Consider the following 13293-nt stretch of genomic DNA (forward strand, 5'->3'; position numbering starts at 1 on the left):
TGCTCGCGAACGGCAGCGGGAATACGGGCTTTCCATCAGGATCGCGCGTGACGTGCCGCTCGTAGAAGCGACGGCGGGCTTCGTCTGTTATGTCCTGATGCATCGTGGATCCTTTCTCGGGGCGGCGACCAGGGGCACCAGTCGCCGCCCCGGTTAGCCCGGGGGCGGGCGGTTAACAGTATCGGCCCTCGGCCTTGTCCTGCGCCGTCTGGACGCGGAAAAGCTGCCCGAGCATCTCGTCGGTTGAGGCGCGGAGTTTGGCTCGCAGACCATCTTTCAGGGCGGCGGTTTGGCTCACCATCGCGGCCTTCATGTCGTCCTTGAATTTTTCACCGCAGATCTGGGTCATCATCCATTCCGCGCGGGTCGTGGACGAATAGGAGCTTTCGGTCGGTTTGCCGGTGGAATCGACACGCTGGGACCAGTAGCCCTCGATCAGCCGCTCCAGTTCCTTTCGGATCGTCGTCTCCGGGCCCTTGGCGGCGCCGAAGGAGTCGACCTTCTGATACTCGCGGTCGAAGCCCGACTGGACCGCCTCGCGGACGGCCGAAGCAACCTCCTCCTTCACCGTCGTGGCGAAAACGCCATCGACACGGCGCTTGATCTCGGCGCGGATTTCGTCGCGGAAATCCCAATCTCCGCTGATTTCCTCGTATGCCCGGACGATGATCGCCTCGCGGATGGCATCGCGGTCTAGAGTGAGTTCCATCCCGCCCTCCTAGTGCTTCGCCACAGCGCCGTTGGACGCTGCAGGGGCCGCATGCTTCGTGAATGCGATACCGCCGCCCGGCAGAGCCTTTCGGGCACGGTCGGCCATGCGCTTGCCGATGTGGGCGCAGTTGTCGGTCTGCATCGCTGCAATCTCCCGAAGCGCACCCTCTGAGGCGCGCAGGGCGAGGCGAAGCGTCTCGACCTCTTCCTGGAGGTGATCGCGGTGCCACGACACTCCTGTCAGCGCGAGGATCGCCTTCCCGGCAGTGGTCACGTCGGAAGGGCCGGCGTCCGGCTCATAGCCCAGCGCGGCCATTCCCTTGATCAGCTCGCCCGTCAGCTCCGACAGGGCGGCTCCGCTGACCTTGGCCCGCTCGCGCTCTGCTTCGTACTTGCTCTTCCTCACGAACATGGTTGTGTCTCCTCTCAACGAAGGTTCATGGCGGCACGTTCGGTCGCGGCCTTGGTGCGCCACGCTTCGAACTTGAGTTCCTTTCCTCGCGCCTTGCCGTCGAACCGGCGCCAGGTGATGTTCGCGCTCATCCATTCATCGGCCGCCGCGAGATATTCGGGCGTTGTCATGGCGCGCTCGGCGGCATCAGCGGCCGAGCTGCCCGCGTCCCTGAACTTGATGAACATGAGCGCCTTGACCTGTTTGCGCTTCTCGTCGGCGTTTTCTGCCTCCGCACGCGCTATTGCCGCTTGCTCAAGCAGCGCCTCGGCTTCCGCGACTGCGCGATCGATTGCATCAGACATAGGGGTCATCCAGCTTGGAGCGGTGAGGAGATGCGCGGTAAAATTCCTCCGCCAGCTTCAAGAGGCGGATGCCGTGCTTGGCCTCGAAAGTGCGCTCGCCCCGGTGGCTCTCCGCGTGATGTTCGCGACAAAGGCTCACGGTGAAGGCGTCACTGCTTTTCTGGCCGATGCCGCGCGTGCTTGCCCGGTTCACATGGGCAACCTCGATCGGCATCAACTGGCACCCGGGCACGCTGCAATGATGCGAGCGCACCCAGTCCCGGTGCGCCGTCGAGCGCAGCCGAGGCTTGGGCTTGAAGTGATCCGGCTTGAGGCGCTGCGGCAGCATCAGAGCACCTGGCGTCCCGAGCCATCGTCCCAACGGACAAAGGGCACGTCGTCGTCCAGATCCTCGGTGCCGGTGTACGACGGCCCGCTAGCACTGCCAGCAGAGGACCGGGAACCCGCTTGGTGGTTGTCGGCAGACGAGCTGTCCGCACCCCCAGCAGTGGGCCCATCGAGCAGCGTCAGCGTGGCGTTGAACCCCTGCAGCACGACTTCCGTGCTGTACCGATCCGCGCCGCTCTGATCCTGCCATTTGCGGGTCTGGAGCTGGCCTTCGATGTAGACCTTCGAGCCCTTCCGCAGATACTTCTCTGCCACGCCAACGAGGCCGTCGGTGAAAATCTTCACGGTGTGCCATTCGGTGCGCTCCTTACGCTCGCCCGTCTGCCGGTCTTTCCAGCTTTCCGACGTGGCGAGGCGAAGCTCGGCCACCTTGCCGCCATTCTGGAACGAGCGGACTTCAGGATCGCGGCCGAGATTGCCCACGAGGATCACTTTGTTGACGCTTCCGGCCATTATGCGACTTCCTTCTGTTCGGTTTCGGGTTTGGGGAGGCGCTTTTCGAGGCGCGCTTTGGCATCCTTGAATTGGCCAACGGTCATCTGCTTGAGCGACGGGATGCCGTAGTGCTCACAGAGCGCGACGGAGTTGGTCGAAGTGGAGGCGATGAGGCTCGTAATCAGCGCCCATTGACCGTCATCGATCACAGGCTCGGGCGGGGCGATCTTGGCGAGCGCGGCAGCAAAGACGCGATCAGCCTCAGGCTTCCACGCCTTCCACTTCTTCTTGCCGTTGAACTCGGAAGCCTCACACGGCGCCCAGACATTGCCCAGGTTATACAGGTAGCGACCGATGCCCCACTTGACGCCAGCGCGCTTGAGGCTGTCGCTGATAGCCCCCTTCTCGCCCTCAACGTCGGTGTCGCCAGCGCCATCGCTCTTGGTGATCCACTCTCCGTCAATGCGGATTTGAAGCGCGCAGATCAGTCGGCCCTTGACGGTTTCGGTGTAGCTGTCCTGCCAGTTGGCGGAACCGCATACCGCGTCGAGGCGGTCCATCACGTCGCGAGCGTCGATATACGCCAGCGCCATCGCCTTATCGCCATCGCTGGTCAGGCTCTGCGCGCGCCAATGGATGGCGTCAGCGGGGAACGGGGCGGCCAGCGCCGCAAGATCGACCGTCATGCAGCCCTCTTCTGTTCGGTGATGGTGAAGCCGGGGATTGCGCGGGCGCCGCCGCGAACGTCGCGCTCGGCCTGATCCTGCAACCACGCTTTGAGCGCGTCGGGCTGGCACTGCATGTAGTGGAGCAGCGCGGCCTTGGCGTCGGTGAGGGTCACATCCCAATAGGTGCGCAGCCCCGTTGCCTCGCGGTCGATGCGGTTCGCCGACGCCGTGAGCTTTTGCGCCTGCTTCAAGTCGGCCTCGGCCGCGAATTTGGCCTCCAGGTCGCCCGACTGGCGCAACGCCTCCTGTGCGGCGCGCTGCTTGGCCTCCGCTTCCTCGCGGGCCACACGGGCGGCTTCGTCCTTGGCCTTCTGCTTGGCGGTGCGGTACGGCGTCAGGAGGCGCTTGATCTCGTCCGCGGCCATGTCGCAGCGATCGAGCAGCGGCTTCCACGCAGCCTGGACGGCCTTCGCGGCATCGTCGTGCGGCTTCTTCTCGGCGACGCGTGCGACGTCGGCGTCCTTGCGAGCCTTGCGCACGTCATCGAGCAGGCTATCGAGTGCAGCGTCCTGTTCATCGGTAGTGACCTCTGCGCCGGCAACCGTGCCCGAGATAAGCTCGAACAGGTCTTCGATGTGGAGGGCCCACCGTTCGACGGGCGGCGCGTTGTGGAGAATGCCGGTCATGCCGCCTTCCTCTCGTCGTTCAGGGCGGCCATGCGGGCGCGCACGGTGTCCAGAGCCGTAGCGATGCCCGGAAGGCGCGTGATGGCGTTGGCAGAGGCGCGGCAGCGATCGTGCAGCGCGAGCAGCGTGGCGTAGCGGTGCGACAAATGCCGCTGCGCTGCCGACGCGCCGGGGCGCTCGATGAAAGGGCGGAGCGCGTTCACTCTGCAATCTCCTGTGCTTGACGCGCGCGTTCCCGCATCGCGATCTTCTCAACGAGGGGTTTGTCGGCGGCTGCGTTGTTGCAGGCCCGATGCGCGAGGGCGTAGTTGTCGAGGTGGTTCACCCCACCCTTGGACCTGGCGACCAAGTGCTCGATGGTGCAGTCGTCGCCCATCGCGCGCCCGCAAAACCAGCATTCGTCACCGTCCCGCGCGAGCAGCTTGGCCCGCCGACGCGCCGCCTTGCTTTCGTCGTCGCCCTGCTTCACCGTCGGCTTGGGAGCGGATGCAGCTTCAAGCTGGTTGCCCGCTCCGGGCGCCGCCAGCGCCAGACCGCGCCCGAACGTCAGGCCAGCTTGGAACAGGCCGTAATGCTCGGCAGATGCGCCTTGGAAGTTGAGTAGCCCGCTCTCCTTCGCATAGACGATGTGCGTCAGGGCCTTCACGCTCCCGGCGTGATAGGCGCGATACCGAACCACCTCGTAGAGGTTGGTCGGCGTACCCACCTCGGCGCCGTTCTCGGCAAGCCAAGCGAGGAAGGCCGCAGTCTTGAACTGCGCGCGCCGGATCGGCAGGCCCTTGCTCACTTGCGGTTCTCCCATGCTCTCTGCCAATCATCGGCATTGCGGGCGGCTTCCTGCTCAGCCCAGAATTGCTTGCTGCGTTCGATGCTCGCATCCAGACGGGCGAGTGCGTCATCGATGCGGGCATCACGCTCGGCGGCGCGGGCGAAAGGCTCAGCCTGGTTCCGCGCTTGGCTGCGCGCCTGGTCCCGCCGCACGATCTCAGCCACGCCAGCGAACATGTCTGCCGTAGGGGCGGTGATGAGTTGGTCGATGGTCACAGGCCCAGCTCCCGTGCCAGAGCTGCGCCCTCGCGGAGTTTCGCGACTACTTCGGCTTGGGTCCGATTGGGGTCGTCGTTCCACTCATGAAGCCAAGCCACGCCCATGAGGTCCTTAAGGAAAGCAACCGGGCGGTTATCGTCATGGCCAAAGTTGCCCGCGCGCTGGATAGCCCCCAGCACGCACCAGCAGTTGCGATCTGGCCCGACGTAGACCCCCCGCGTCCACTTGCCTTCCGGCTCGATCAGGTCGGCAGCGCGCGACAGCACTTCGGATACGGTGAGGTCCATTACCCCTCTCCTTGAGCTTTTGATTGGGCGATGGCGGCGCGCATGCCGTCGGTCATTGTCGGCACGCCGAACTCATCGAGCTTGGTGCAGTGGCGAATGCCGTCGATGCAGAACTCGCCCTGTCCGTCTCTCCACGCTTCCCAGCGCGCGCCGGCCATGCAGAGAGCCCATGCGATCAGGGCATGATCGGGAGCAGCCGCGAACATCCGAGCGAAGCGATTGATTTCGTCCCGGCTCAAACGCGGTGTCGGGATGTGCATCCGCGCGATAGCGTCAGCGGAAAGGCCGCCATTCGGCCCCTTCGCCCAACGGCTCACTGCGGCGGCATCTCCGTCCTCATCACGATAGACGTAGAGGGTGCCGAAAAGGTGCCCCGGAGCGCCCATCAAATCCCTCCCAAGATAAATGAAACAGCCCAGCCACCCAGAATACCGGCAGCACAAAGCTCCCACCCGAGACGAGTGGAGAAGAGGTGGCGGATCATGCTGGTTCTCGCTCGCTGCGCGGGTGAACCTTCCCGGCGCCGTTGCACTTGTGGCAGGACGTGTTGACCCACCACGGACCAGCGGCGTACTCTTCGCGACCACAGCCCCTGCAGGCATCGCAAGCCACAAGCTCCCGCTCCCACCGCAGTTTGCGGCTAAGGCGTTCGTTTTCCGAACGAAGCGGGTTCTCCGGCGTGTAGAACACCAGTCCGATGTTCTCGTGCGCCCCTTGGATGCCCCAAGCGACCTGCTTGCGCTGCTCATCGGTCATCTGTGCGAGAAGGTGGCCGCAGTCGGCTTCCTCCATCGAGATTTCGAAGGCTTCGAGCCAATAGGCGTCGCGTGCGTCGCTCACTTGCCTGCTCCCCACTTCTCCGCGCGCAGCTCATCGACCCGGCGCATTGACGCCAGCACCCGCTGCTCTGCTGCGTTGATCGCGATATCGTCCTGAGAGACGTACCGGCGCCCTGCCTTCACAGGCGCACCCCGCAACCGCTTTGCGATTGCTTCCAGCTCTCCCACTATTTCAGTGGTGGTCTGGCGATGAGGGAGGCGGTGTGCGTTCACCGGGCCTCTCCGCGGGCTTTGCGAAGGGCGGCGTCAAGGTCATCGGCGACCCGCTCAATCTCCGGGAGATACGGATGCATCTCCAGATCATCGGCGCGCACATGATCCCGGATGAAAGCGGCGTAGCGGTTGAGTAGCTCAACAGCATCGGGCGCAATGGTTGCGAAATCCGGCGCGGCGGCGATCAGTCGGGCGTCTGCGCAGTCGATCCCGCTAATGTCGAGCCGATAGACGCTATCGTTTGCCTTGGCCTGCTCGACGCCTCGAACCTCACGGTCGCCGACTTCGAAAGTCAGCAGGCGCTCCGCTGGCACGAGACCGCGATTGGCAGGCTGAAACATCGGCTGTGCGCCAGACATGCCCCAGCGCCTGAAGCCCATGACGTACCGGCGCCCGCTGTGAGTAGTCGCCAGATAGATTTCGCGGTTACGGGCATTGCCGAACCACGACCACGGGCCGGGCGTCCACCCATTCTGGCTTTCGGCTTCCGCCATCGTATGTCCTCCAGCGGCCATGTGGGCCGTTGAAGTCATACGTACGCGGCACGTACGTACGTGTCAACACATCATGCGTAAAAAATACGTACGCTACCGCCGGTCGCGAATACCTTTGACGATATACCCTGGGGCGATGAGCGCGCCGACCCATACCGCGAAGGCCCACAAGCCGTCCGCCTTCGGCCAAATCAAGCCGCTGAATCCGAAGCCTAAAATAACGGAGAATGTCGCCAGAGCGGCAAGGACTTCCATCGCGTCACGAATCTTGCGAAGCTCGCTACGGCACTCCTGCAACAGGCGCCGATCCTCATTCACGACAGGATTTCCCTCCAGGGGAGAACGCGGTGAACGTGCTTCACGCGGCACACCTCCACGCGGAAGGTCTTAACCGGATTGAACTGCTCCAGTTCGATATACTGGGCGGTGCGACGAACCAGGCGCTTGATCAGCACTGCGTTGACTCGGTCGCCGTCGTGGTGATCGGGGCCGGCAAGAAAAACCACCACGTCGTCACCGACGCGCGGCGGACGCTTGGTCTCAGCAAAGCCCAGCTCGCCCTCTTCGAAGCGCGGAGCCATCGAAGATCCCTGGATGTAGAACCCGTATACGTCCGCTCGCCCTTGAAGGACGGTAGGCCGCGGCAGGTACTCGATGACTGTGCTTTCGTCCAAAAACGTCTGCTCTATTGCCTCTCCCTCGATCTCGCGAGGCGAACCCAACGCCGTCCCATAGATCGGAAGGTCCCGCGCCAGCCTTACGTCGGAGGCGCCTTCGAACTTTACGGTCTTACCCTCTGGTTCTGAAGGGAAACCTGCCAGAGAAAAGATTTCGTCACGGTTAATGGCGCTTCCGTCAAATCCCGTAGCCAGCTTGCGCGCGATCTCCAGCGGAAGCACCGGCGGGTCATAGTCCATGCTGAAATAGCGCTGCACGCCACTGGGCGTCTTATACCCAGCAGCCTTCGAGACGGCGGCCATTGATCGGCCAGACCGCTCCAACAGCGCCAGCAGGCGCTCACCAATTGTCTGTTCGTTCGGCACGTACGGCGTTTCGCATAGTGCTGATACACTTTCCACGTTGACGTGGCGTACGCACGTACGTATGTCTTGCGTATGAGCAATCATGCCGAGCTAATCCGGGAACGTGGCGGCATCCGACCGCTCGCGCGCGCCCTTGGCCACAAGAACCACACGACCGTCCAAGGCTGGTGGGAGCGCAACAACATCCCCGAGGAGCACCTTCCGTCGGTCGTGGCGATCCCGCCCGTTCCGCAGCGCGCCGAGGCAGCATGAACAGCCTTGTCTATTTCATTCGCCCGGTTGGTGAGCGCGACCCGGTCAAGATCGGCTGCACGACGCTTATCCACGACCGACTTGCGGGTCTCAATTTGTGGGCGCCGACGAAGCCCGAAATCGCCGCCACGATCCCCGGCAGCTACGATTTGGAGCGGCGCTTTCACGCGCTTTTCCTCGCGCAGAACGATCATGGCGAGTGGTTCCGCTGGTCGCCCGAGCTTGAACTCGTCATTTCGGAGATTGTCGCCGGCACCTTCGATGAGGCCACGCTGCCGCAGCCTACATGGTTGCAGCGCCCCAGGAAGGCCAAGCCGGATAAGCCCCGCACGCGCAAGGCTGATCGGCAGATCACGTACTGCGACGAATACCTCCTGCGCGATATTGAGGGGTTCCTGCGCAAGACGGGAATGGCTGCATCGGCTTTCGGGCGCCGCGCCGTTGGTGATCCCGCCTTCGTGGCCGGCCTGCGCAAAGGTCGTAACGCCTACGCGAATGTATCGCGCCGCGTGCGGTCCTTCATGCTGGACGCAGCTAATGCCTCCCCCCTTCACCGTGCCGCCTCCCTGCACGGTGACACCGGGTCCGCTTCCCTCTCCCCCTGTGGAGCGGACCCGGTGAATGTGGAGGGGCGGTAGGTGGCAAAGCTCTCCAAAGCCCAAATCGCAGCCCACCAGCGCGCCGAAGAACTCCTGGCTCTGGACGTTCTTGACGACGACCAGCGCACATTCATGCTCGATAACTGGCAGGAAAGTGCCCGCCATGTGAACTCGGCTGCAGGCGCGTTCTTCACGCCGTCGGAACTGGCCCCAAGCGTCGTTTGCTATGCCAACGGCGCCGAGACGATCATCGACCTTTGCGCGGGCATCGGATGCCTCGGTCTGTGGGCGTGGTGGCTCTCCGGTCGCAAGGCTCGCGTCACCTGCGTCGAGATCAATCCTGATTACGTCGCGGTTGGCAAGAAGGTTTTCCCGGAGGCTGAGTGGATTTGCGCGAGCGTAACCGAAGCCCGCGGGCAATTCGACTGCGCTCTGTCCAACCCGCCCTTCGGCAAAACTGCCAAGATCGAAGCGCCGCGCTACTCCGGCGAAGACGACCTCGCTGTTGTCGATATCGCTTCCGATCTGGCGAGCTGGGGCGTTTTCATTCTCCCCAGTATGTCGGTGCCCTTCGAGTATAGTGGGCGCACCTGCTACCGCGAGCGCCAATCGGCGAAGTACGATCGTTTCACGGCAGCGACAGGCATCCAACTGCTCTGCGAGAGCACCGACACCACCTTTGCCAAGCCGCTTTGGCGCGGCGTCGCGCCGAACGTCGAGGTTGCCTCCTGCGATTTCGAAGAGGCGCGCGCGCACCGTCAACATGCGGGGCTCCCGCTGTTCGCGGAGGCAGCAGCATGAAACTCCTCCTCGCAATCCTCACCCCTGCGGCAATCCCTGTGCACGGTGACACCGGGTCCGTTCCGGTTCCCCCTTTTCCCGGAGCGGACCCGGTGAATGTGGAGGGGCGGTAGGTGGAGACCGTCGCCGCCCTCTACGTCGAAACCAACGGCTGCTACTTCGGCCTGCCCGGCGTCGATCCGTGGGACGAAGCCCGCGACGCGCGCCGGTACGCTGGGCCGCATCCTGTCGTGGCGCATCCACCGTGCCAGCGCTGGGGCCGTTTCTGGCACGGCAGCACGCGCAAGCCGCACCAGTACCAGCTTGGCGACGATGGCGGCTGCTTTGCCGCTGCGCTCGACGCTGTGCGCCGGTTCGGGGGCGTGCTGGAGCATCCGGCTCACTCGCGCGCCTGGGATCACTTCTTTCTCCGCCGCCCAAAGATGGGTCAAGGCTGGGTTCGCGCCGACTGGCCCGAGCATGAAGGATGGACCTGCTACGTCGAGCAGGGGCACTACGGACACGACAGCCGAAAGCCGACGTGGCTCTACGCCCACGGATACCGACCCGGCGACCTGCCCGAGCTTAACTGGCGCCGCGGTGAACAGCGCATCCCTGAGTGGATGGTCGAGCGCTACGGGTACGAGAAAGCTAGGCGCATCGGCGTGGTCGCCATGATCGGCGGCAAGGACAAGACCCGCAAGCGCAACGCTACGCCCGGGCCCTTCCGCGACTTGCTGCTCTCGATCGCGCGTTCGGCTCACCGCTCCACCTCCACACTGGAGGCAGCAGCATGAAGCTCCTCCTCGCAATCCTCACCCCTGCGGCAATCCTCGCAGCCTTTCGCATCACCCTCCTCCGCTACGCACAGTCCTGCGATCAGATCACGGACGATGACCGCGAGCTTTCGGGGGCCGGTGGGGGTGAGATCACTTTCCATGGAACGGAGCTGTAACGATGCGGCCCAACGAGATCATGTCTGATGCAAACAGCATCGTGCGCGAGCGGCAACTGGTGATCCGCCGCGAGATCGACCGGCGCGGCATTGCGCTCAAGGCGGTCGCGCTGGACAGCAACCTGCCTTACACGACCATCCTCTCCTACTTCCCCGGAGAGAAGGATAAGACGCCGGCCACCATCCCCGCGTCTGCCATATTCGCTATCTGCGAGGGTGACGCCCTCCCCGCCGATCTTATCTCCCTCCTGCTGCCGAACGGCTGGCTGGCAGTGAAGGCCCCGGAGACCATCGACCACGACGAGCTTTGCACGCTCGCGGAGGAATACGTCACCAAGAAGACTGCCGCGCACCGGCTCGATAGCGAATGCGGGCGGGACATTGGCCCCAACGAGGATGCGAGCCTCACCGCTACCGTGGTGCAGCTCCGGGCGGCGGCGGCATGAGCGGCTTCCACTCCGAGCCCTACACCCCCGGCATGATCGCGCACGCGCTGCGCGAGATGGCGCCCGAGCGTCTGGCGGCAATCCATCCCCACGACTTCCAGCGATACCCGACGCGCAAGATCGTGCCGGGCAAGCTGATCCGAGAACTCATCGACAACGAACGAGCAAGGAGGCGTTAAATGGAAAGCCCGGCCTACCTATTCGATCAATTCGCACGGTCGAGGGGTCTCAGCAAGGAGGCGGCAAAGACCGGCCTTATGCTCCAGGCATATGCAGCCGAAGGCGTCGGTATCACCGACTGCGTGAAGAAGCTGCACATCGCCAAGAGTACGGCGCAGCGGATCGCGCGAAAGCTGATGATCGATTTTGTCGACTATCGGCCCTACGCGAACCTCGAAAAGAAGGGCGAGCCGCGGCCCGAACCTTTCTTCCGCCCGGATCGCCCGGCGGAGGAGCTACCGCTGTTCCGCGTCGCGTGATGACGACCTCCCCCACCCATGCCGAGCGTCCTCTCCCCGCCATCGGCATCAACGCTGTAGCGGTGCCTATCGACGCACGTGTTGGCGCTCCCTCCAGCTTCTACGTCATGGACGGGCAGAGCTTCGCCTATCTCCCTGTGGTGCAGCCCTCTTACGAGCGCGCCAAGATCTATCGGACGCGGGGGCGGAAATGACCCGCATCGACGCCCGAGAAGCCGACGTGCTGCGCAAGGAGATCGCCTCCGCGCTCACGCCCATCGCTCAAAAGCACCACCTCGCAATGAGCACGGTGCTCAGCCTGACGCGGATCAATGCGCCCACGCTGATCGGTCGCGGCCCGCGCATCGCCGACATTCAGGCGGCGGTAGCCCGTCACTACGGCATCACGCGCGGGGATATTGTCGGGCCGGCGCGCGAGGCAAAGATCGTCCGCCCGCGCCAGGTCGCAATGTACCTGACCCGCCGGCTCACGGACAAGAGCCTCGCGCAGATCGGGCACGCCTTCGGCGACCGCAACCACGCCACGGTTATCCACGGCGTAGATCGCATTCGCCCGATGCTCGCTGATCGCACCATGCGCCGCGCTGTCTCCCGCATCGTGAAGGGGTTGGGGCAATGACGGTGCTCGACCTCACTCCCGAAATGGCTCGCCGCGCGGATCGCTACGACCGTCGCCGGCTCGCGCAGAAGGCATGGGCCGAACGCGAGGCTGCACGGCTGCGCGCTCACCGGCTCCAGTTGGCGGAGGCCATGCGGGCATGATCGAGCTTCCTTGGCCTCCCTCGTCGCTGTCAGGGCACAACGACGGCAATCGCTGGGCGAAGGCCCCGATTGTCAAGAAGCATCGCGCATGGGCCAAGGCGGCGACGCAGGCGGCTCCCGTGACGGGAATCCCCGCAACGGGTGACATTCGCGTCATCGTCACCTTCTATCCGCCGAACCGCCGCGGGGATCGCATCAACTTCCCCAACCGCATGAAGCCGTACTTCGACGGCATCGCTGACGCCCTCAAGGTGAACGATAGCCGGTTCCTGCCGAGCTACCATTTCGCCGAGCCCGTCGAGAACGGCAAAGTCGTGGTGGTGCTGGCATGAACGTCCACCACCTCCCCACCGAGCGCAACCTCGAGCTGGCTTGGACCAGCTACCACGCCCTTGTCATGGCGGCCGATGCCGACCGCCGGCTGTGGGCGGACCTTGACCACTGCAAGGCCGTAGCGCGCGCCTGGGACCATTGGCGCGCCCTTTTCCTTGCCTCCGAGAAAGCCGCATGATGGAACCCCTGACGCCTCCCGAATGCGACCTGCGCGGCCTGCCCTTCATGCCCCTGGACGTGGTTCGGCTGACCGATAGCGACCTGTTCGCGCTCGCCACTGGCGACGAGTTCAAGGCCGCCGTGACGCTGTGGTGCAAGTCATGGCTCCAAGTCCCTGCGGCGAGCCTGCCGGATGATGACCGCATTCTGGCACATCTGAGCGGCAGCGGCGCGCGCTGGAGGAAGCTGCGCGAGATCGCATTGCGCGGCTTCGTGAAGTGCGCCGACGGTCGGCTGTACCACCCCGTCATTGCCGAGAAAGCCCGCGAGGCGTGGGACCGGCGCGAGGAATGGACCGAGCGCCAGAACAACAAGACGGAGCGCCAGAAGCGCTGGCGAGACCGGGTAAATACCATCTGCGCCGAGCTTCGTTCGCTCAACGTTACGCCTCCCACGAACGCGTCCCTGTCTACATTGGAACGTCTACTTGTAGACGCCCGAGCGTCTACAGCAGCGTCTACAGGAGACGCGCAAGAGACGGCTTTGACAGGGACAGGGACAGGGACAGTTATTCCGTTCTCTAACGAGAACGGGGCGCAGCCCGATTCCGACAAGGCGTTTTGGGACAACGCGAAGGCCTACCTCGGGCCGAAGAACGCCAGCCTCATCGGCAAGTGCGTCCGAGACTTCGGCAAGGCGGAAACCGCCTCCGCGATCACCGCCGCCCAGCTTGAGCGCGCGGTCAACCCGGCAGAGTTCATCCTTGGGCGCTTGCGGAAGGGAGGCGGTCGCGCACAGCCCGCCGTGCCGCTGTGAGTACGTTCGCATGCCGATCCTGCGGGCAGGAGAAGCCGCTTGAGCACTTCTGGAAGCAGAAGACGAGGCGCGGCCATATGGTTGAGTGCAAGGTCTGCTCGCGAGCCCGCAACCAGCGGTGGGTAGAGGCGAACCGGGACCGCTTC

The 13293-nt window shown here is 64.2% G+C and carries 30 protein-coding genes; 13 read left to right on the top strand and 17 right to left on the bottom strand.

Annotated elements, in window-relative coordinates:
* Positions 1 to 172 precede the first annotated feature (172 nt).
* The 17 genes from J7500_RS15380 to J7500_RS15460 all read right to left on the bottom strand — a co-directional run bounded on the left by J7500_RS15380 (position 173) and on the right by J7500_RS15460 (position 7566).
* Entirely contained in the window at positions 173 to 709 is a 537-nt protein-coding gene (locus J7500_RS15380; protein WP_294062768.1) for a hypothetical protein, read from the bottom strand.
* Positions 710 to 718: 9 nt separating this feature from the next.
* The gene (locus J7500_RS15385; RefSeq protein WP_294062769.1) at positions 719 to 1123 is read right to left on the bottom strand and encodes a hypothetical protein; all 405 of its coding nucleotides are present in this window, start codon (positions 1121 to 1123) and stop codon (positions 719 to 721) included.
* Positions 1124 to 1137: 14 nt separating this feature from the next.
* Positions 1138 to 1467: a hypothetical protein gene (locus J7500_RS15390; protein WP_294062770.1), complete on the bottom strand. Its 330-nt coding sequence runs from the start codon at positions 1465 to 1467 to the stop codon at positions 1138 to 1140.
* Entirely contained in the window at positions 1460 to 1795 is a 336-nt protein-coding gene (locus J7500_RS15395) for a hypothetical protein (RefSeq protein ID WP_294062771.1), read from the bottom strand. Before J7500_RS15395 ends, J7500_RS15390 begins: the two co-directional genes overlap by 8 nt.
* The gene (gene ssb, locus J7500_RS15400) at positions 1795 to 2307 is read right to left on the bottom strand and encodes a single-stranded DNA-binding protein (protein ID WP_294062773.1); all 513 of its coding nucleotides are present in this window, start codon (positions 2305 to 2307) and stop codon (positions 1795 to 1797) included. Before ssb ends, J7500_RS15395 begins: the two co-directional genes overlap by 1 nt.
* Complete coding sequence (locus tag J7500_RS15405) at positions 2307 to 2975, bottom strand: Rad52/Rad22 family DNA repair protein (protein WP_294062774.1); 669 nt, start codon at positions 2973 to 2975, stop codon at positions 2307 to 2309. The genes ssb and J7500_RS15405 overlap by 1 nt, the downstream gene beginning before the upstream one ends.
* Positions 2972 to 3643, bottom strand: a complete 672-nt coding sequence (locus J7500_RS15410; protein WP_294062775.1) for a hypothetical protein — start codon at positions 3641 to 3643, stop codon at positions 2972 to 2974. The genes J7500_RS15405 and J7500_RS15410 overlap by 4 nt, the downstream gene beginning before the upstream one ends.
* Positions 3640 to 3846 carry a hypothetical protein gene (locus tag J7500_RS15415; protein ID WP_294062777.1) on the bottom strand — a complete coding sequence of 69 codons (207 nt, stop codon included), beginning with the start codon at positions 3844 to 3846 and terminating at the stop codon, positions 3640 to 3642. Before J7500_RS15415 ends, J7500_RS15410 begins: the two co-directional genes overlap by 4 nt.
* Positions 3843 to 4430 (bottom strand): HNH endonuclease signature motif containing protein, encoded by a 588-nt coding sequence (locus tag J7500_RS15420; RefSeq protein ID WP_294062779.1) that lies wholly within the window; start codon positions 4428 to 4430, stop codon positions 3843 to 3845. Before J7500_RS15420 ends, J7500_RS15415 begins: the two co-directional genes overlap by 4 nt.
* The gene (locus J7500_RS15425) at positions 4427 to 4687 is read right to left on the bottom strand and encodes a hypothetical protein (RefSeq protein ID WP_294062780.1); all 261 of its coding nucleotides are present in this window, start codon (positions 4685 to 4687) and stop codon (positions 4427 to 4429) included. Before J7500_RS15425 ends, J7500_RS15420 begins: the two co-directional genes overlap by 4 nt.
* On the bottom strand, positions 4684 to 4977 hold the full coding sequence (locus J7500_RS15430; RefSeq protein ID WP_294062781.1) for a hypothetical protein: 294 nt from the start codon (positions 4975 to 4977) through the stop codon (positions 4684 to 4686). The genes J7500_RS15425 and J7500_RS15430 overlap by 4 nt, the downstream gene beginning before the upstream one ends.
* Entirely contained in the window at positions 4977 to 5363 is a 387-nt protein-coding gene (locus J7500_RS15435; protein WP_294062782.1) for a hypothetical protein, read from the bottom strand. Before J7500_RS15435 ends, J7500_RS15430 begins: the two co-directional genes overlap by 1 nt.
* 94 nt (positions 5364 to 5457) lie before the next feature.
* A complete protein-coding gene (locus J7500_RS15440; protein WP_294062783.1) occupies positions 5458 to 5817 on the bottom strand; it encodes a hypothetical protein in 360 nt (119 codons plus the stop codon).
* Positions 5814 to 6029, bottom strand: coding sequence for a hypothetical protein (locus tag J7500_RS15445; RefSeq protein WP_294062785.1), 216 nt, complete (start codon positions 6027 to 6029; stop codon positions 5814 to 5816). The genes J7500_RS15440 and J7500_RS15445 overlap by 4 nt, the downstream gene beginning before the upstream one ends.
* Entirely contained in the window at positions 6026 to 6523 is a 498-nt protein-coding gene (locus tag J7500_RS15450; protein WP_294062787.1) for a hypothetical protein, read from the bottom strand. The genes J7500_RS15445 and J7500_RS15450 overlap by 4 nt, the downstream gene beginning before the upstream one ends.
* Before the next feature lie 93 nt (positions 6524 to 6616).
* Positions 6617 to 6841 (bottom strand): hypothetical protein, encoded by a 225-nt coding sequence (locus tag J7500_RS15455; RefSeq protein ID WP_294062788.1) that lies wholly within the window; start codon positions 6839 to 6841, stop codon positions 6617 to 6619.
* On the bottom strand, positions 6838 to 7566 hold the full coding sequence (locus J7500_RS15460) for a S24 family peptidase (RefSeq protein WP_294062790.1): 729 nt from the start codon (positions 7564 to 7566) through the stop codon (positions 6838 to 6840). The genes J7500_RS15455 and J7500_RS15460 overlap by 4 nt, the downstream gene beginning before the upstream one ends.
* Before the next feature lie 72 nt (positions 7567 to 7638).
* Between J7500_RS15460 and J7500_RS15465 the strand changes: the two genes are divergently transcribed.
* The 13 genes from J7500_RS15465 (at position 7639) to J7500_RS15525 (ending at position 13147) form a co-directional block, all read left to right on the top strand.
* Positions 7639 to 7818 (top strand): carph-isopro domain-containing protein, encoded by a 180-nt coding sequence (locus J7500_RS15465; protein WP_294062792.1) that lies wholly within the window; start codon positions 7639 to 7641, stop codon positions 7816 to 7818.
* A complete protein-coding gene (locus J7500_RS15470) occupies positions 7815 to 8456 on the top strand; it encodes a GIY-YIG nuclease family protein (RefSeq protein WP_294062794.1) in 642 nt (213 codons plus the stop codon). Before J7500_RS15465 ends, J7500_RS15470 begins: the two co-directional genes overlap by 4 nt.
* Positions 8457 to 9218 (top strand): methyltransferase, encoded by a 762-nt coding sequence (locus tag J7500_RS15475; protein WP_294062796.1) that lies wholly within the window; start codon positions 8457 to 8459, stop codon positions 9216 to 9218.
* Between the two features lie 113 nt (positions 9219 to 9331).
* Positions 9332 to 9994, top strand: coding sequence for a hypothetical protein (locus J7500_RS15480; protein WP_294062797.1), 663 nt, complete (start codon positions 9332 to 9334; stop codon positions 9992 to 9994).
* Positions 9991 to 10152, top strand: a complete 162-nt coding sequence (locus J7500_RS15485) for a hypothetical protein (protein ID WP_294062798.1) — start codon at positions 9991 to 9993, stop codon at positions 10150 to 10152. The genes J7500_RS15480 and J7500_RS15485 overlap by 4 nt, the downstream gene beginning before the upstream one ends.
* Positions 10153 to 10154: 2 nt before the next feature.
* Complete coding sequence (locus J7500_RS15490) at positions 10155 to 10598, top strand: hypothetical protein (protein ID WP_294062800.1); 444 nt, start codon at positions 10155 to 10157, stop codon at positions 10596 to 10598.
* On the top strand, positions 10595 to 10777 hold the full coding sequence (locus J7500_RS15495) for a hypothetical protein (protein WP_294062801.1): 183 nt from the start codon (positions 10595 to 10597) through the stop codon (positions 10775 to 10777). Before J7500_RS15490 ends, J7500_RS15495 begins: the two co-directional genes overlap by 4 nt.
* Positions 10778 to 11077, top strand: a complete 300-nt coding sequence (locus J7500_RS15500; RefSeq protein ID WP_294062802.1) for a hypothetical protein — start codon at positions 10778 to 10780, stop codon at positions 11075 to 11077.
* Positions 11078 to 11267: 190 nt separating this feature from the next.
* On the top strand, positions 11268 to 11696 hold the full coding sequence (locus tag J7500_RS15505) for a helix-turn-helix domain-containing protein (RefSeq protein ID WP_294062803.1): 429 nt from the start codon (positions 11268 to 11270) through the stop codon (positions 11694 to 11696).
* Positions 11693 to 11839, top strand: a complete 147-nt coding sequence (locus J7500_RS15510) for a hypothetical protein (protein ID WP_294062804.1) — start codon at positions 11693 to 11695, stop codon at positions 11837 to 11839. The genes J7500_RS15505 and J7500_RS15510 overlap by 4 nt, the downstream gene beginning before the upstream one ends.
* Positions 11836 to 12171 (top strand): hypothetical protein, encoded by a 336-nt coding sequence (locus tag J7500_RS15515; RefSeq protein ID WP_294062805.1) that lies wholly within the window; start codon positions 11836 to 11838, stop codon positions 12169 to 12171. The genes J7500_RS15510 and J7500_RS15515 overlap by 4 nt, the downstream gene beginning before the upstream one ends.
* Positions 12168 to 12350 (top strand): hypothetical protein, encoded by a 183-nt coding sequence (locus J7500_RS15520; RefSeq protein ID WP_294062807.1) that lies wholly within the window; start codon positions 12168 to 12170, stop codon positions 12348 to 12350. Before J7500_RS15515 ends, J7500_RS15520 begins: the two co-directional genes overlap by 4 nt.
* Positions 12347 to 13147: a DUF1376 domain-containing protein gene (locus J7500_RS15525; RefSeq protein WP_294062808.1), complete on the top strand. Its 801-nt coding sequence runs from the start codon at positions 12347 to 12349 to the stop codon at positions 13145 to 13147. Before J7500_RS15520 ends, J7500_RS15525 begins: the two co-directional genes overlap by 4 nt.
* Positions 13148 to 13293: the final 146 nt, after the last annotated feature.

The organism is Sphingomonas sp., assembly GCF_017744835.1.
Classification (GTDB): Bacteria; Pseudomonadota; Alphaproteobacteria; order Sphingomonadales; family Sphingomonadaceae; genus Sphingomonas.

What these genes read in the sequence shown, in the direction of transcription:
- J7500_RS15380 (WP_294062768.1), bottom strand. Translation starts at nt 709, where the DNA reads ATGGAACTCACTCTAGACCGCGATGCCATCCGCGAGGCGATCATCGTC.
- J7500_RS15385 (WP_294062769.1), bottom strand. Translation starts at nt 1,123, where the DNA reads ATGTTCGTGAGGAAGAGCAAGTACGAAGCAGAGCGCGAGCGGGCCAAG.
- J7500_RS15390 (WP_294062770.1), bottom strand. Translation starts at nt 1,467, where the DNA reads ATGTCTGATGCAATCGATCGCGCAGTCGCGGAAGCCGAGGCGCTGCTT.
- J7500_RS15395 (WP_294062771.1), bottom strand. Translation starts at nt 1,795, where the DNA reads ATGCTGCCGCAGCGCCTCAAGCCGGATCACTTCAAGCCCAAGCCTCGG.
- ssb (WP_294062773.1), bottom strand. Translation starts at nt 2,307, where the DNA reads ATGGCCGGAAGCGTCAACAAAGTGATCCTCGTGGGCAATCTCGGCCGC.
- J7500_RS15405 (WP_294062774.1), bottom strand. Translation starts at nt 2,975, where the DNA reads ATGACGGTCGATCTTGCGGCGCTGGCCGCCCCGTTCCCCGCTGACGCC.
- J7500_RS15410 (WP_294062775.1), bottom strand. Translation starts at nt 3,643, where the DNA reads ATGACCGGCATTCTCCACAACGCGCCGCCCGTCGAACGGTGGGCCCTC.
- J7500_RS15430 (WP_294062781.1), bottom strand. Translation starts at nt 4,977, where the DNA reads ATGGACCTCACCGTATCCGAAGTGCTGTCGCGCGCTGCCGACCTGATC.
- J7500_RS15435 (WP_294062782.1), bottom strand. Translation starts at nt 5,363, where the DNA reads ATGGGCGCTCCGGGGCACCTTTTCGGCACCCTCTACGTCTATCGTGAT.
- J7500_RS15450 (WP_294062787.1), bottom strand. Translation starts at nt 6,523, where the DNA reads ATGGCGGAAGCCGAAAGCCAGAATGGGTGGACGCCCGGCCCGTGGTCG.
- J7500_RS15465 (WP_294062792.1), top strand. Translation starts at nt 7,639, where the DNA reads ATGAGCAATCATGCCGAGCTAATCCGGGAACGTGGCGGCATCCGACCG.
- J7500_RS15470 (WP_294062794.1), top strand. Translation starts at nt 7,815, where the DNA reads ATGAACAGCCTTGTCTATTTCATTCGCCCGGTTGGTGAGCGCGACCCG.
- J7500_RS15485 (WP_294062798.1), top strand. Translation starts at nt 9,991, where the DNA reads ATGAAGCTCCTCCTCGCAATCCTCACCCCTGCGGCAATCCTCGCAGCC.
- J7500_RS15490 (WP_294062800.1), top strand. Translation starts at nt 10,155, where the DNA reads ATGCGGCCCAACGAGATCATGTCTGATGCAAACAGCATCGTGCGCGAG.
- J7500_RS15495 (WP_294062801.1), top strand. Translation starts at nt 10,595, where the DNA reads ATGAGCGGCTTCCACTCCGAGCCCTACACCCCCGGCATGATCGCGCAC.
- J7500_RS15500 (WP_294062802.1), top strand. Translation starts at nt 10,778, where the DNA reads ATGGAAAGCCCGGCCTACCTATTCGATCAATTCGCACGGTCGAGGGGT.
- J7500_RS15505 (WP_294062803.1), top strand. Translation starts at nt 11,268, where the DNA reads ATGACCCGCATCGACGCCCGAGAAGCCGACGTGCTGCGCAAGGAGATC.
- J7500_RS15510 (WP_294062804.1), top strand. Translation starts at nt 11,693, where the DNA reads ATGACGGTGCTCGACCTCACTCCCGAAATGGCTCGCCGCGCGGATCGC.
- J7500_RS15515 (WP_294062805.1), top strand. Translation starts at nt 11,836, where the DNA reads ATGATCGAGCTTCCTTGGCCTCCCTCGTCGCTGTCAGGGCACAACGAC.
- J7500_RS15520 (WP_294062807.1), top strand. Translation starts at nt 12,168, where the DNA reads ATGAACGTCCACCACCTCCCCACCGAGCGCAACCTCGAGCTGGCTTGG.
- J7500_RS15525 (WP_294062808.1), top strand. Translation starts at nt 12,347, where the DNA reads ATGATGGAACCCCTGACGCCTCCCGAATGCGACCTGCGCGGCCTGCCC.